We start from the raw sequence: 14,271 nt of genomic DNA, 5'->3' as shown, positions 1-14,271 counted from the left end.
CCGTCCGATGATGTAACCAGCGTCACATATGCGAAGGAAACGGGCATCCTGAACACGGGGAAAATCTCAGGGTGTCAGGATGATCTTCCCTGTGTGGTCGCTGCGTTCCACGATCCGGTGCGCCTCGCCCGCCTCACTCATCGGCAGCTCACGGTCCACCACGGGACGCACCCGCCCCTCCTCGATCAGCGGCCACGCCCCCTCGCGCACCGCCGCCACGATCTCCGCCTTCCCGGCCGCCGGGCGGGCCCGCAGCGAGGTGGCGGTGACGGTGCCGCGCTTGGCGAGCAGCGCCCCCAGGTTCAACTCGCCCTTGCGGCCCCCCTGGAGCCCGATCACCGCGATCCGGCCCCCCGTCGCCAGCGCCCGCAGATTGCGGTCCAGATACTGCGCCCCGACGATGTCCAGCACGAGATCGCAGGAGTCCGCCAGCACCTGAGCGAAGTCCTCCTCCCGGTAGTTGACCAGCACCTCGGCCCCCAACTCCCGGCACACCGCCAGCTTCCGCGCACTGCCCGCGGTCACCGCGACCCGCGCACCGCGGGCCACCGCCAACTGGATCGCCATCGTCCCGATCCCGCTGCCCCCGCCGTGCACCAGCAGCGTCTGGCCGGCCCGCAGCCCGCCCTCCCCCATGAACACGTTCGACCACACCGTGCACACCACCTCGGGCAGCGCCGCCGCCTCCACCAGGGACACCCCCGCCGGCACCGGCAGCAACTGCCCGGCCGGCACCACCACCCGCTCCGCGTACCCGCCGCCGGCCAGCAGCGCGCACACCCGCTGCCCCACCGACCAGCCGCGTACCCCGGCCCCGACCGCCGCCACGGTGCCCGAACACTCCAGGCCCGGATACGGCGAGGCCCCGGGCGGCGGGTCGTAGAACCCCTGCCGCTGCAGCAGGTCCGCCCGGTTGACGCCGGCGGCGGCCACCTCGACGAGCACCTCCCCCTCGCCGGGAGCCGCCGGCTCCGCCACCTCGTTCCACACCAGCGCCTCGGGCCCGCCCGGCTTCGTGATCGTGATCGCTCGCATGCCCCGACGCTATCGTCGATCGCCCGCCCCGGCCGGGGACGCCCCAGCCGTTTCCGGGACCGGCACCGTCACCCGGGGACGACGGGTGCGGGTGCGGGTGCGGGCGTCGTGGCGGGCGTCAGCGGCGCGGGATGCGCCAGGAGCCCGGGCCCTTGCGGGGCGTGCCCCGCTCCCCGTCGGGCGGCACGGGCAGCGTCTCGTCCGCCTCGCGGATGCGGTGGATGACCACCAGCCGGTCCGTCAGCTCCAGGGTGGCCGCGTCCGGGTGGTCGAAGGGCAGCAGGCGGTGGCCCCGTATGACCGAGACGACCAGGTCCTCGACCTCGCGCGGCGAACGGCCCGCCTCCGCCTTGGTGACCGGCCGCTCCCGCAGCGACAGCCCCTTGCCCTGCTGGATCAGGTCCTCCATCACCGCGCCGCTGCTCGGGCTGATCATCGACAGGCCGAGCAGCCGGCCCACCGCGCTGGCACTGGTGATCACCGAGTCCGCGCCGGACTGCTTGAGCAGCGGCACGTTCTCCTCCTCGCGGACCGAGGCCACGATCTTGACCGTTTTGCTGAGCTGCCGCGCGGTCAGCGCGACCAGCACGGCGGTGTCGTCGCGCTGGGTGGAGATCACGATCTGCCGGGCCCGGTCCGCCCGCGCCCGTACCAGCACGTCGCTGCGGGTCGCGTCGCCGACCACGCCCGCGTAGCCGGCGGCGTTGGCGGCGGCCACCACGCCCTTGCTGGGGTCGACGACCACGATCTGGTCCTGGGTCAGCCCGGTGCTCATGAGGGTCTCGGCGGCGCTGCGGCCCTTGGTGCCGAAGCCGACGATGACGGTGTGGTCGCGCAAGATCTTCCTCCAGTGGGCCAGCCGCCACTGCTCGCGGGTGCGCTCGGTCAGGACCTCCAGTGTCGTCCCGACCAGGATGATCAGAAACAGTATGCGCAGGGGTGTGATGAGGAACGTCGTCAGCAGCCGCGCCTTGTCGCTGACCGGCACGATGTCGCCGTAGCCGGTGGTGGAGAGCGAGACGGTGACGTAGTAGAGGGAGTCCAGGAAGCCGACCGGCTCCCCGGTGATGTTGTCCCGGTACCCGTGCCGGTCGAAGTAGACGATGATCACGGCCGCGGCCATCACCGCCGTCGCCATGAACAGCCGCCGCACCACCTGGAGCAGCGGCCCGCCGACCGAGCGCGGCAGATGGACGCCGTGCGACTGGTCGTCGACGTCGCCGCGCTGGGGCGCGACGGTGGGGAAGGCGGCGAGCCTCGGCAGTCTCATGCCGGCGGGAGCTCCAGAAGCTGGACCGGGTCGTGGGGGGCGACCCCGCCCGGTGGGACGACCGCGAGGGCGGACGCGGCGGCGATGCCGCGGAGCATGGCCGGGCCCGCGTAGTTCAGCGGCACCGCGACGCCCGCGCCTCCGCCCTCGCCGCTGCCGCCGTCACCGGCCGGGCAGCGTACGGGCACCAGGTGGGTGTCGGTGCGGTGGCCGCCGAACGCCTCGCCCGCGGTGGCGGTGCGGGTGACCGGCGGCATCCGGCCCGAGAGCGCGTGCAGCAGCGGCGCGGCCAGGGTGAGCAGCCCGGCGACGGCGGCGAGCGGGTTGCCGGGCAGGCCGACGACGGGCGTGCCGTGCTCGGGCAGTTCGGCGAGCAGCATGGGGTGGCCGGGGCGGACGGTGACGCCGCTGATGAGGGTGGTGGCGTCCAGGGCGCGCAGGGTGGACCGCAGATGGTCGACGGGGCCCGCGGCCGTACCGCCGGTGGTGACGATGAGGTCGGCGCGGCTGGTCTCGATGGCCTCGCGCAGCGCGTCGGCGTCGTCGCCGAGGCGGCGGGTGACCAGGACCTCGGCGCCGAGGGCGGCCAGCCAGGGGCCGGTCATCGGGCCGAGCGCGTCGCGGATGCGGCCGTCGTGCGGCAGGCCGTGGTGCAGGAGTTCGTCGCCCAGGACGAGCACTTCGGCGCGCGGGAGGGGGTGCACGGCGAGTTCGTCGTAGCCGGCGGCCGCCGCCAGGCCGAGGGCGGCGGGGGTGAGGCGGGTTCCGGAGGGCAGGAGTTCGGCGCCGGAGCGGCACTCCTGGGCGCGGGGGCGGATGTCGGCGCCCAGGCGGGGGAGGCGGCCCTGCAGCCGGCCGCCGCGGGCGGTGGCGTGTTCGGCGCGGACGACGGCGGTGGTGCCCTCGGGGACGCGGGCACCGGTGGCGATGCGCAGCGCCTGGCCGTCGCCGAGCCGGGTGGGGTGTCCGGGGGCGCCGGCCAGCAGACCGGGGCCGCCGGCGAGTTCCCAGGGGCCCGGGCCGTTGACCGCCCAGCCGTCCATGGCGGCGGTGTCGAAGGCGGGCAGGTCGGTGAGGGCGGTCAGCGGGGCGGCCAGGGTGTGGCCGAGGGCGCGGTCCAGGGGGAGCCGACGGGGGGTGAGCGGGACCGCGCTGCGGTACGCGACGGTGCGGGCCGACTCCCAGGTGTGCGGGGGCACGGGGCGCTCGTCGGGGGCGCGTGGTGGGTCGGGGATGACGGGGGCGGCGGGGGTGGTGGGGTGCTCCTGGGTGCGGTGGGGGTGGCGCTCATGCGGGCGGTGGCCGTTGGCGAGCGCGAGGGCGTCGTCGAACTCGTCGGTCATGCGGGGTGCCCTTCCTTGCCGTCCGGACCCCCTGATGACGTCCCGGCGGACGCCTCCTTCCCCCCCTGGACCTTCCCCTCCTGGCCCTCCTCGCCGCGGCCCTGCTCGTCCTGGTCGCGGCGTTGGCGCACGGCTTCCCCGCCGGGCGTCTTCCCGGAGTCCTCGCCGGAGTCCTTTCCGGAGTCCTTCTCGGCCTCCCAGCGGGCGGCGAGCGCGGTGACCCGGCGGGCGGCCTCGGCGGGGGTGATGCCGTGCTTGGCGGCGGCGTACCCGATGAGGAAGGTGGTCAGTGGCGCGGCCGGGCGGGCGACCGCGTGAGCGACGTCGCGGGCCGCGTCGAGCAGCACGGTGCGGTGTTCGCCCGGTTCGATGTCGAGTTCGGTGGCGGCGGCGGCGATCCATTCGTCCAGCACGGTCCCATGCTCCTTGATCCGGTCCCGGGCGGTGGCGATCTCCGCCCAGGTGTCGCAGTCGAACGTGGTGCTGGCCCCGGCCAGCCGGTGCAGGTCGAGGGCCGGGAGCAGCGTACGCAGGGGGGCGTGCCGGGTCGCGGGCAGCGCCCCCAGCGCGGCGCGCAGGGCGGCGGTGCGGTAGACGGCGGTCAGGGGCTGGTCGCGGCCCTCGGAGTCCTGGAACAGCACGCCGTCCGCGGCCGGGGGGAGGGCGCCGATGAGCGTGCGCGGGGTGTCGGGGGTGAGGAAGGGCAGGTCGGTGGCGAGGACGGTGACCAGGGGGGCGGTGGCGTGGGCGGCTCCGGCGGCGAGCGCGGCGAGCGGGCCGCCGCCGGGCGGGTCCTCGCGTACCCAGTGGACGGGGCGCCGGGTGGGGCGGGCCGGGCCCACGACGATGGTGCGGCCCGCGTCGCGGCAGGCGTCGAGCACACGTTCGAGCAGTGGCCGGCCGCCGACCGTCACCGCCGCTTTGTCCACGCCGCCGAGGCGGCGTGCGGCGCCGCCGGCGAGCACGATCGCGTCGAACGCGGGATGGTCGGCCGTCACGTTCCGCACTGTAGACGAGGCGTGGCAGCCAGAGGGTGGCCCGCTCGGCCATCTCGCGAACGGGGCCCTTTCACTCTCCGGAGTGATGACGCAGTGATGATGCGCAACTACGCTGAGTAGCGAACGATCGACGCGGGGCGGGTCCGCCACCCCGGCGATGTTCTTCCGAGGAGTTGAGTGTGATGGGGTCTCGTCTCGCCGCCGTGGCCGGTCTGCTGGCGATCGCCGTCGGGTCGGGGGTGGGTCTCGCCGCCCCGGCGTCCGCGGCGCACGGGGAGTTGCGCGGCCAGCACTGGTTCGTGACCAATCCGAGCGGCTGCGTCAACGTCCCCGAGCTGCCGCTCAAGGTCTACAACTTCACCAACGAGTACGCCCTCGTCTACCAGAACCGGGACTGCACGGGGGCGATCGCCGAAGTCATCGCGCCCGGTGGCACGTCCGGCGACTTTTCCGCCTCGATCGGCAGGTCCGTATGGGTCGACTGAGGGACGGCCGGTGGTGGCCGGCGGGCCGGCCGGGTGCGGGTCCGGGTCGTCGGTGCGGCAGTACGTTGCCGGGATGACCGCCACGATCGCCCCGGCGGGGGGCGGATCCGGCGGCGCGGCGCATGGCAGGTGCCGCGCGGCCTCAAGGTCGAGTCGGCCTTCGGCCGGGAGCTGCCCCCAGAGCCGGGGGCGCGGCCCGGCGAAGGTCCGATGGGGGCGGCTTCAGAGATCGGCGAGAAGGGAGAGGGGGGATTCCACCCGGTCGGCCACGTGGCGCAGGAAGCCTCCGGCTACCGCGCCGTCGCAGACGCGGTGGTCGAAGGTGAACGACAGCTGGACGACATGTCGCAGGGCCAGCTCACCTTCGTGGGCCCATGGCTTGGGAACGATCCTGCCGACGCCGAGCATGGCCGCCTCGGGATGGTTGAGGATCGGGGTCGAGCCGTCGACGCCGAACACCCCGTAGTTGTTGAGGGTGAAGGTCGAGCCGGTGAGTTCGGCGGGGGACAGGGTGCCGGCGCGGGCGGTCTCGGTGAGGCGGGCGAGTTCGGCGCCCAGTTCACGGGTGGTGCGCGTGTGGGCGTCGCGCAGGACGGGGACCAGCAGACCGCGGTCGGTCTGGGCGGCGAAGCCGAGGTGGACGGCGGGAAGGGTGACGATCTCGTTGGTGGCGGCGTCGAAGGTGGCGTTGAGCTGCGGATAGCGGGCGAGGGCCGCGACGCAGATCCGGGAGAGGAGGGCGAGCAGCGGGAGTTCGGTGGCACGTCGGGCGGCGAGCAGTTCCGTGGCGTCGGCGTCCACCCAGCAGGTGGCGTCGGGGATCTCGGTTCTGCTGCGGCTGAGCTTGGCGGCGGCGGCAGCCGCGATGCCGCGCAGCGGAGTCCGCAGCGCCGTCCCGGCCGGGTCCTGGCCGCGCGGGGACGCCGATGCGGGCGGGGGCGGTGTGGGTGTGGGCGGTGCGGTGCGTGCCATGACGTCGGCCCGCAGGATCAGGCCGTCGGGCCCGGAGCCCTGCACGGTCCGCAGGTCGATGCCGTGGTCACGGGCGAGCTTGCGCACCAGCGGCGAGATCACCGCGACCGCCGACCGGGCGGGGGACGAGGAGGCGGAGGGAGGGGGCGGGGGAGGGGACCCGGGGGAGGTGGTGGTGCCGGTGCCGTAGCCCACCAGGACCTGACCGGAACCGCCGCCGGACGGTTCGCCGTTCGGCGGGGCGGTGGGCGTCCCGTGGCCGTTCGTACCGCTCGCGCCGTTCGGGCCGTTCGTACCGTCGGTGGTGGCCGTGGCGCCGGTGGCCGTGACACCGTGCGGTGCGGTGCCGTTCGGGGCGATGCCGGTGCTGTGGGCCGCGGGGGTGTCGCCGTCGGCCGGGTCCGTGCCGGTGCCCGGCGTCGGACCCCGGCCGGGGGCGGTCGCCGGGTGGGCGACGCTGACCAGGGGGGAGCCGACCGGGATTTCCTCGCCGACCGCGCCGAACCGCTCGGTGACCACGCCCGCGTAGGGGCAGGGGACCTCGACCATCGCCTTGGCGGTCTCGACCTCCACCACCGGCTGGTCGACCGTCACCGCCTCACCGACCTCCACCAGCCAGCGCACGATCTCGGCCCCCGTGAGGCCCTCGCCCAGGTCCGGGAGGAGAAAAGTCTCGGTCATGGCGTTCACTCCTCCCACTGGAGGCGGGCCACCGCGTCCAGGATCCGGGCGGTGTCCGGCAGATGGTGCCGTTCCAGCAGCGGCGGCGGGTAAGGGATGTCGTGGCCGGTGACCCGCAGCACCGGCGCGGCCAGGTGATGGAAGCACCGTTCCGTGATCCGGGCCGCGATCTCGGCGCCCGGCCCCGCGAAACCGGTCGCCTCGTGCACCACGACCGCCCGCCCCGTACGCCGTACCTCCGCGCACACCGTCGCGTCGTCGAACGGGACCAGGGTGCGCAGGTCGACCACGCCCAGGTCCCAGCCCCGGGCGCGGCCCTCTTCCGCCGCCGCCAGGCACAGCGGCAGCGAGGGGCCGTAGGTGATGAGGGTGGCCGAGGTACCGGGGCGGCGCACCACGGCCCGCCCCAGCGGCGGCACCTGCGGCGGTGCGTCCAGATCGACCGCGTCCTTGGACCAGTACATCCGCTTCGGCTCCAGGAACACCACCGGATCGTCGGAGGCGATGGCCTGCCGCAGCAGCCCGTACGCGTCCGCGACCGTGGCCGGCGTGACCACGTGCAGCCCAGGGGTGGCCATGTAGTACGCCTCGGAGGAGTCGCTGTGGTGTTCCACGCCGCCGATGCCGCCGCCGTACGGGATGCGGATCGTCAGCGGCATCGGCATCGCGCCGCGCGTCCGGTTGCGCATCCGGGCGACGTGCGAGACCAGTTGCTCGAACGCCGGATAGGCGAACGCGTCGAACTGCATCTCGACCACCGGCCGCAGCCCGTACATCGCCATGCCGGTGGCGGTGCCCAGGATGCCGGCCTCGGCCAGCGGCGTATCGGCGCACCGCTGCGCCCCGAACTCCGTCGCCAGGCCGTCCGTGACGCGGAAGACCCCGCCCAGCGTGCCGATGTCCTCGCCCAGCAGGTGCACCGAGGGGTCCTCGGCGAGCGCGTCGCGCAGCGCGCGGCGCAGCGCCTCCGCCAGGGTGGCCGAGCGGGCTTCGGTGATCGTCATCGGGTCCTCGCCTCCTGCCGCAGCCGCGCCGCCTGTTCGGTGAGCTGGGTGGTCGGCCGCGCGTAGACGTGGGCGAAGAGCTCGTCGGGGTTCAGCACCGGTTCGGCGTTCAGGCGCTCGCGCATCCCGGCCGCCATCTCCTCGGCGGCGTCCCGGGCGGCCTGTTCGTGTTCCTCGCTCAGCAGCCCGTGCCGGCGCAGCGCGTCGGTGAGCAGCGGCAGCGGATCGTGCTCGCGCCAGGCGGCGACCTCCGCGTCCTCCCGGTAGCGGGTGGCGTCGTCGGCGTTGGTGTGCGCCTCCAGCCGGTAGGTCAGCGCCTCGACCAGGGTCGGCCCGCCGCCGGCGCGGGCCCGCCCCACGGCCTCGGCCAGCACCTCGTACACGGCGGGTGCGTCGTTGCCGTCCACCAGCCGCCCCGGCATGCCGTAGCCGACGGCCTTGTGGGCGATGGTCGGGGCGGCGGTCTGCCGGGCGAGGGGTACGGAGATGGCGAAGCCGTTGTTCTGGACCAGGAACACCACCGGTGCCTGCCAGACGGCGGCGAAGTTCAGCGCCTCGTGGAAGTCGCCTTCGGAGGTGCCGCCGTCGCCCACCAGCGCCAGGGCGACCACGTCGTCGCCCTTGAGGCGGGCGGCGTGGGCGAGGCCGACCGCGTGCGGCAGTTGGGTGGCCAGCGGGGTGGCCAGCGGGGCGATGCGGTGAGCGTGCGGCCGGTAGCCGGTGTGCCAGTCGCCGCGCAGCAGGCCGAGCGCGGCGACCGGGTCCAGGCCGCGGGCGACGGTGGCGAGGGTGTCGCGGTAGCTGGGGAACAGCCAGTCCTGTTCGGCCAGAACCAGCGCGGCGGCGATCTGGCACGCCTCCTGGCCGGTGGAGGAGGGGTAGACGGCGAGCCTGCCCTGCCGGGTGAGGGCGGTGGCCTGCTGGTTGTAGCGGCGGCCCAGGACGAGTTGGCGGTGGAGTTCGCGCCACAGCCCGGGGTCGGCGTCGGGCTGTTCGCGGGGGGTGCCGAGGACGTGGTACGGCTCGGTCTCCGGGAGCAGCGGCGCCGGGTCGGTGCGGGGGCCGCGCCGCCAGGGGGGCGGGGGTTCCGTGGTGGCGGCCGGTTCGGTGGCGGTCGGTCCGGTGGGTGACGACGTTGGTGGTTCGTGCAGCACGGTCATGGGTCCGCGCCTCCCCTCTCGCGTCTCCTGCTCCATCTCCCTACCGATTGTTCGGTTGATGAGGCAGGTTGGCCAGAGCCGGTCGGGCGCTGTGGACTGCTGGCCCCGATTGGCGTGCTATGGGTGCAGTACGTCCAGAAAGGGGAGGCCGCTCCATATGCCGGAGGACCAGATGACTTCGAACCCCGCCAGACCCCTCGACGCCATTGACAGCGCGATCCTGCTGCACCTGCGGGCGGACGGGCGGGCCTCGGTCCGTGAGGTCGCCCAGCGGGTGCACATCTCCCGGGCGAACGCGTACGCCCGCATCAACCGGATGCTTGAGAACGGGGTGATCCGGGGCTTCACGGCCCGCGTCGACCAGGAGCGGGCCGGGCAGGGGGCGGCGGCGTACATCACGCTGAAGATCGTCCAGGACAGCTGGCGCACGGTACGGGCCCGCCTGGAGCGGTTGCCGGGCGCCGCGCACATCGCGCTGGTCAGCGGGGACTTCGATGTGCTGCTGCTGGTGCACACGCGGGACAACCGGGAGTTGCGGGAGCTGGTGCTGACCCGCATCCAGGCCATTCCGGAGGTGATCAGCACCCGCACGCTGCTGGTGTTCGAAGAAACGGATCTGCTGCCCGAACGCCGCCCGGTGCGGCAGGTGGAGAAGACACCGCCCGAACGCCGGTGAGTTTGCGCCCGGTGCCGGGTCCGCCCTGTGAGAGAACGAGATCTCGGCGTCCCGCCACCCCGCATCCGTTGCGCACCCAGGAGAGCATGATGGGCACCCCGGTCACCCTGCACACCTTCCTCAGCCTCGACGGCGTCCTGCAGGCCCCCGGGGGCCCCGACGAGGACACCAGCGGCGGCTTCCCGCACGGCGGATGGACGTTCCCGTACGCGGACGAGCAGTTCGGCGAGGCGATCGCGGGCTGGTTCCGGGCGGGCGAGGGCTACCTGCTGGGGCGGCGCACCTACGACATCTTCGCCTCGTACTGGCCCAACGTTCCCGACCCGGCGGAGCCGCCGGTGGCGCGGCAGCTCAACAGCCTGCCCAAGTACGTGGCCTCCCGGACCCCCGAGCTGCGCCTGGAGTGGCGTAACTCGGCGCAGCTCGGCTCCGACGTGGTGGCGGAGGTGGCGGCCCTGAAGCAGCGCGAGCCCCAGCGGCCGGGCGGGGAGCTCCAGATCCACGGCAGCGGCGATTTGGCGCGGACCCTGCACGGGGCCGGGCTGATCGACGAGTACCGGCTGCTGATCTTCCCGGTGGTGCTGGGTACCGGGAAGCGCCTGTTCCCCGAGGGCTCGGAACCCGCGGCACTGACGCTGGTCAGCTCCGCGGTGACGCCCCACGGCGTCACCATCCAGACGTACCGCCCGGCCGGCAAGCCGTCCTACGGCTCCTTCGCCGCCGACGCGTAGGCCGCGATCACCGGGGCGCCGGCCACCGGGTCAGTACGCGTGGTGCTGGACGGGGCACTTGCCTTCGCTGCGGGCCCTGGCGTCGTCGTCCAGGTAGAAGTTCGGGAGCATTTCCGCCTCGTCGTAGTAGCGGTGGAAGACGGGGGTGATGCCGCCGGAGATCGGGGGGACGATCCAGCTCCAGTCGGCGGGGACGATGCGGCCCTGTTCCTCCTCCCGCGCCAGGTGGGTGAGGAAGCGCTGGGACTCGGTGTGGTGGTCGGAGACCTTGACGCCGGCGGCCGCGAAGGAGTGCAGGACGGCGATGTTGAGTTCGACCAGGGCACGGTCGCGCCACAGCGTGGTCTCGCTGCTGGTGTCCAGGTTGAGGAGCCGGGCGATGACCGGCAGGAGGTTGTAGCGGTCGGCGTCCACGAGGTTGCGGGCGCCGATCTCGGTGCCCAGGTACCAGCCGTTGAAGGGCGCCATCGGGTAGTTGACGCCGCCGATCGACAGCCGCATGTGGGAGATCGCGGGGACCGCGTGCCAGCGCAGTCCCATGCGGGTGATCTGCGGGTAGGCGGGGTGCTCGATCGGCACCTCCAGCACCAGCTCGCGCGGCACGTCGAACAGCTGGGGCTTGTCGCCGGGGACCTGGATGACCAGCGGCAGGACGTCGAACCAGCCGCCGGGCGCCTGCCAGCCGAGCTGGCGCACCTTCTCGGTGAACTCGACGTGCGCCGGGTCGCCGATGACGGTGCCGTCGGGGCGGCGGTAGCCGGCGTACCGGATCAGCTGGCTGTTCCAGACCCGGGGAGCCTCGCGGTACGGGGTCTCGGGCGCGAAGATCGATATGACCGGGCGGATGCGGCCCTCGTTGGTGGCCACCCGCAGGTGGTCGCACAGGTGGGTGTGGATCTCCTCGGGGGTCTGCGCGGTGCGCCGGTCCAGGACGCGCAGGCTCTTCCAGTACAGGCGGCCGATGCAGCGGCTGGAGTTGCGCCAGGCGACCCGGGCGCCGAAGGTCAGCTCGTCGGTGGTGTGCCGGTACGAGCCGGTGTGCTCGATGTGTTCGCGCACCTGGTGCAGCCGCAGGGTGAGGGGGAGCGGCTGGTCGGGGTGTTCGGAGTAGAAGAGGCGGATGAAGTCCTGCGCCTCGTCCCAGTCGGCCTCGGCCGGCGGGCTCGTGTCCTGCGCCGGTTCCCGTGCGGGCGCCGGTGCCGGGGCCTGGGCCCGGGTGGGTGCCGGTCCGTGCACCCGTGGCGGCGTCGCCGGCGGCTGCGCGGGTGCCTTGGCCGGTCCCGTGGCCGGTCCCGTGGCCTGCGCCGGCGCCTGTCCCGGCGCTCGCCCCGGCGCCTGGTCCGGGTGGTGCGCGGTGGGCGCGCGTCCGATGAGACGGTCGTTGTTCATGGGCTCCCCGGGGTAAGCGTGCTTGGCGCGCGCGGCTCGGACAACGCCCCCGTCAATAAAGTGGTTGGCCGATAACAGTAGTTGATGTGTGGCACATGCCGGACCGCTTTGCCCGCGGCAGGTGGGCGCGCGGGTTCAGCGGTGCAGCCGCAGCCCCGCGAAAGCGGTGCTCACCACGGCGTCCACCACGGCCTCGTCCACCACGCCCAGTGCGTCCGGGTCCTCCTCGGACGGCGGCCGGTACCACTCGGCCACCGAGTTGATCATCCCGAACAGCAGCCGCGCGGCCAGCCGTACGTCCACTTCGGGCCGCAGATCCCCCTCCGCCGCCGCCTGCCGCAGCAGCGCCGCCACCCGCTGGTCGAACTCCCGCCGCCGCGCCAGCGCCCAGCGCTCGGTGTCCGTGTTCCCGCGCACCCGCAGCAGCAGCGTCACGTACGGCAGCCGGCGCATCAGGACGGCGGTGGTGCGGCGCGTCACGTACTCCAGGCGGTCGATGGCCCGGCCCTGCCGGGCGCCGGGCTCCTCCAGCACGGCGGCGAGCCCGTCCAGCGCGTGGCTGACGGCGCGCCGCAGCAGCTCTTCCTTGCTGCGCACATGGTGGTAGATGGAGGATTTGGAGATCCCGGCGGCCTGCGAGAGGTGTTCCATCGAGGTGCCGTCGTAGCCGCGCTCGTTGAACACCGCGACCGCGACCTCCAGCAAGGTCTCCGGCGTGTACGTGGCTCTCGCGCTCACTGGGCGCTCTCCCTCTTCCTCTTCACGCTTCCGCGGTCTTGCCCGACCGATCGTTCGGTAGCAGTATCGTGCATGTCCGACGCACTCGACCCTGACTGCCGCCGACGAGGAGTTGGTCCCGGCCATGACATCTTCGCAGCGCCATCGCGCCACGCTGGACACGGCACTTGAGACTATCCGGACCCGTTCCCACTGGTCCCCGTACCCCGAACACCCCAAGGCGTACGGCGACGGGACGGCAGGCGCCGCCGCCTTCGCCGCGCTGCGCGAACGCGGCCGCTTCGAAGCCCCCGGCCAGCCCGGCACCGACGACTGGGTGGGCGCCGAGGTCTCCCCGTACGGCTTCCCGCTCGGCATCAGCTACCCGCACCCCGACCCCGACGTCCTGCTGCCCGCGATGCTCGACGCCGTACCCGCCTGGCGCGACGCCGGACCCGAACAGCGCGCGCTGACCTGCCTGGAGATCCTCGACCGGATCAGCGCCCGCACCCCCGAGTTCGCCCAGGCCGTCATGCACACCACCGGACAGGCGTACGTCATGGCCCTCCAGGCCGGCGGCCCGCACGCCCAGGACCGGGGGCTCGAAGCGATCGCGCACGCCTACCAGGAACAGACCCGTACGCCGGAGCGCGCGCCGTGGGCCAAGGACCAGGGGCGGCGCGGCACGCTGCGGCTCACCAACGACTTCACCCCCGTACCCGTGGGCATCTCCCTCCTCATCGGCTGCAACACCTTCCCCACCTGGAACGGCCTCCCCGGCTTCTTCGCCTCCCTCGCCACCGGCAACCCGGTGCTCGTCAAGCCGCATCCGCGCGCCGTCCTGCCACTCGCGCTCACCGTACGGATCGCCCGCGAGACGCTCGCCGAGGCCGGCTTCGACCCCAACCTCGTGGCGCTCGCGGCCGAACGGGACGGCGAGGGCAGCGCCAAGACGCTCGCGCTGCGCCCCGAGGTGGCGCTCATCGACTACACCGGCTCCACCGCGTTCGGCGACTGGCTGGAGGAGAACGCCGTCCAGGCACGCGTGTTCACCGAGAAGGCGGGCGTGAACACCGTCGTCATCGACTCCACCGACGACTACCGCGGCCTGCTCGCCAACCTCGCCTTCTCGCTCTCCCTCTACAGCGGCCAGATGTGCACCACCCCGCAGAACCTGCTGATCCCGGCCGCCGGCATCACCACCGAGAACGACGGACACCGCACCTACGACGAGGTCGTCGCCGACCTGGCCGCCGCCGTGGACCGGCTGCTGGGGGACGACACCCGCGCCGCGGGACTGCTCGGCGCCATCGTCAACCAGGGCGTCCTGGACCGGCTGGAGAGCGCCGCCTCGCTCGGCGAGGTCGCCCTGCCCTCCCGCACCGTCAAACACCCCGAACACCCCGAGGCGACCATCCGCACCCCGCTGCTGGTCAAGCGCACCGAACCGGTGGAGGCCGAGTGCTTCGGCCCCATCGCCTTCGCCGTCGCCACCGCCTCCACCACCGAATCCCTCGCCGTCCTGCGCCGCACCATCCGCACCCACGGCGCCATGACCGTCTCCGGCTACACCACCTCCCCCGACGTCGAACGCGCACTGGTCGGCGTCTGCCTCGACGAACGCGCGCAGCTCTCCCTCAACCTCACCGGCGACGTCTTCGTCAACCAGACCGCGGCCTTCGCCGACCTGCACGGCTCCGGCGGCAACCCGGCCGCCAACGCCGCCCTGGTGGACGCCGCCTTCGTCACCCCCAGGTTCCGTACGGTGCAGGTGCGCCGGCCCGGCTGATCCGGGGTCTGGATAATCCGG

13 protein-coding genes are annotated in these 14,271 nt (G+C 73.6%); 4 read left to right on the top strand and 9 right to left on the bottom strand.

The genetic code is table 11. The annotated features are described in order from the left end of the window. Window positions 1–66 precede the first annotated feature (66 nt). From H7827_RS14305 to H7827_RS14290, 4 genes are all read right to left on the bottom strand, one after another. Complete coding sequence (locus H7827_RS14305) at window positions 67–1,035, bottom strand: NAD(P)H-quinone oxidoreductase (protein WP_432745540.1); 969 nt, start codon at window positions 1,033–1,035, stop codon at window positions 67–69. A gap of 118 nt (window positions 1,036–1,153) precedes the next feature. Continuing rightward, window positions 1,154–2,305 carry a potassium channel family protein gene (locus H7827_RS14300; protein ID WP_432745538.1) on the bottom strand — a complete coding sequence of 384 codons (1,152 nt, stop codon included), beginning with the start codon at window positions 2,303–2,305 and terminating at the stop codon, window positions 1,154–1,156. Beyond that, complete coding sequence (locus tag H7827_RS14295; protein WP_432745536.1) at window positions 2,302–3,648, bottom strand: molybdopterin molybdotransferase MoeA; 1,347 nt, start codon at window positions 3,646–3,648, stop codon at window positions 2,302–2,304. Before H7827_RS14295 ends, H7827_RS14300 begins: the two co-directional genes overlap by 4 nt. Then, window positions 3,645–4,646, bottom strand: coding sequence for an NTP transferase domain-containing protein (locus H7827_RS14290; protein ID WP_432745534.1), 1,002 nt, complete (start codon window positions 4,644–4,646; stop codon window positions 3,645–3,647). The genes H7827_RS14295 and H7827_RS14290 overlap by 4 nt, the downstream gene beginning before the upstream one ends. Window positions 4,647–4,828: 182 nt before the next feature. Between H7827_RS14290 and H7827_RS14285 the strand changes: the two genes are divergently transcribed. Beyond that, window positions 4,829–5,131 (top strand): hypothetical protein, encoded by a 303-nt coding sequence (locus tag H7827_RS14285; protein ID WP_200365885.1) that lies wholly within the window; start codon window positions 4,829–4,831, stop codon window positions 5,129–5,131. Window positions 5,132–5,353: 222 nt separating this feature from the next. Here H7827_RS14285 and H7827_RS14280 read toward each other — a convergent pair whose 3' ends face one another. Genes H7827_RS14280 through pdhA form a run of 3 tightly spaced genes read right to left on the bottom strand, consistent with a single transcriptional unit; the run spans window position 5,354 to window position 8,948 of the window. After that, window positions 5,354–6,784, bottom strand: coding sequence for a dihydrolipoamide acetyltransferase family protein (locus H7827_RS14280; protein ID WP_432745532.1), 1,431 nt, complete (start codon window positions 6,782–6,784; stop codon window positions 5,354–5,356). A gap of 5 nt (window positions 6,785–6,789) precedes the next feature. Continuing rightward, window positions 6,790–7,788 carry an alpha-ketoacid dehydrogenase subunit beta gene (locus H7827_RS14275; RefSeq protein ID WP_432745530.1) on the bottom strand — a complete coding sequence of 333 codons (999 nt, stop codon included), beginning with the start codon at window positions 7,786–7,788 and terminating at the stop codon, window positions 6,790–6,792. Then, window positions 7,785–8,948 (bottom strand): pyruvate dehydrogenase (acetyl-transferring) E1 component subunit alpha, encoded by a 1,164-nt coding sequence (gene pdhA, locus H7827_RS14270; RefSeq protein ID WP_432745528.1) that lies wholly within the window; start codon window positions 8,946–8,948, stop codon window positions 7,785–7,787. The genes H7827_RS14275 and pdhA overlap by 4 nt, the downstream gene beginning before the upstream one ends. 157 nt (window positions 8,949–9,105) lie before the next feature. Between pdhA and H7827_RS14265 the strand changes: the two genes are divergently transcribed. Together H7827_RS14265 and H7827_RS14260 are read left to right on the top strand one after the other, a co-directional pair. Then, on the top strand, window positions 9,106–9,624 hold the full coding sequence (locus H7827_RS14265) for an Lrp/AsnC family transcriptional regulator (protein ID WP_030732838.1): 519 nt from the start codon (window positions 9,106–9,108) through the stop codon (window positions 9,622–9,624). A gap of 86 nt (window positions 9,625–9,710) precedes the next feature. Beyond that, window positions 9,711–10,355, top strand: a complete 645-nt coding sequence (locus H7827_RS14260) for a dihydrofolate reductase family protein (RefSeq protein WP_432745526.1) — start codon at window positions 9,711–9,713, stop codon at window positions 10,353–10,355. A 30-nt stretch (window positions 10,356–10,385) separates the two neighbouring features. On the opposite strand, the gene H7827_RS14255 is transcribed toward H7827_RS14260, so the two are convergent. Both H7827_RS14255 and H7827_RS14250 read right to left on the bottom strand, forming a co-directional pair. Then, window positions 10,386–11,744 carry a nitric oxide synthase oxygenase gene (locus H7827_RS14255; protein WP_432745524.1) on the bottom strand — a complete coding sequence of 453 codons (1,359 nt, stop codon included), beginning with the start codon at window positions 11,742–11,744 and terminating at the stop codon, window positions 10,386–10,388. Window positions 11,745–11,879: 135 nt separating this feature from the next. Beyond that, window positions 11,880–12,482, bottom strand: a complete 603-nt coding sequence (locus H7827_RS14250; protein WP_432745522.1) for a TetR family transcriptional regulator — start codon at window positions 12,480–12,482, stop codon at window positions 11,880–11,882. Between the two features lie 124 nt (window positions 12,483–12,606). Here H7827_RS14250 and paaN point away from each other — a divergent pair, with 124 nt between their 5' ends. Further along, a complete protein-coding gene (paaN, locus tag H7827_RS14245) occupies window positions 12,607–14,250 on the top strand; it encodes a phenylacetic acid degradation protein PaaN (RefSeq protein ID WP_432745520.1) in 1,644 nt (547 codons plus the stop codon). Window positions 14,251–14,271: the final 21 nt, after the last annotated feature.

This window comes from Streptomyces sp. JH002, from assembly GCF_050916115.1.
GTDB classification, from domain to species: domain Bacteria; phylum Actinomycetota; class Actinomycetes; order Streptomycetales; family Streptomycetaceae; genus Streptomyces; species Streptomyces xiamenensis.
Note: the sequence above shows the minus strand (reverse complement) of the source record. Positions and strands in the feature narration are given on the sequence as shown.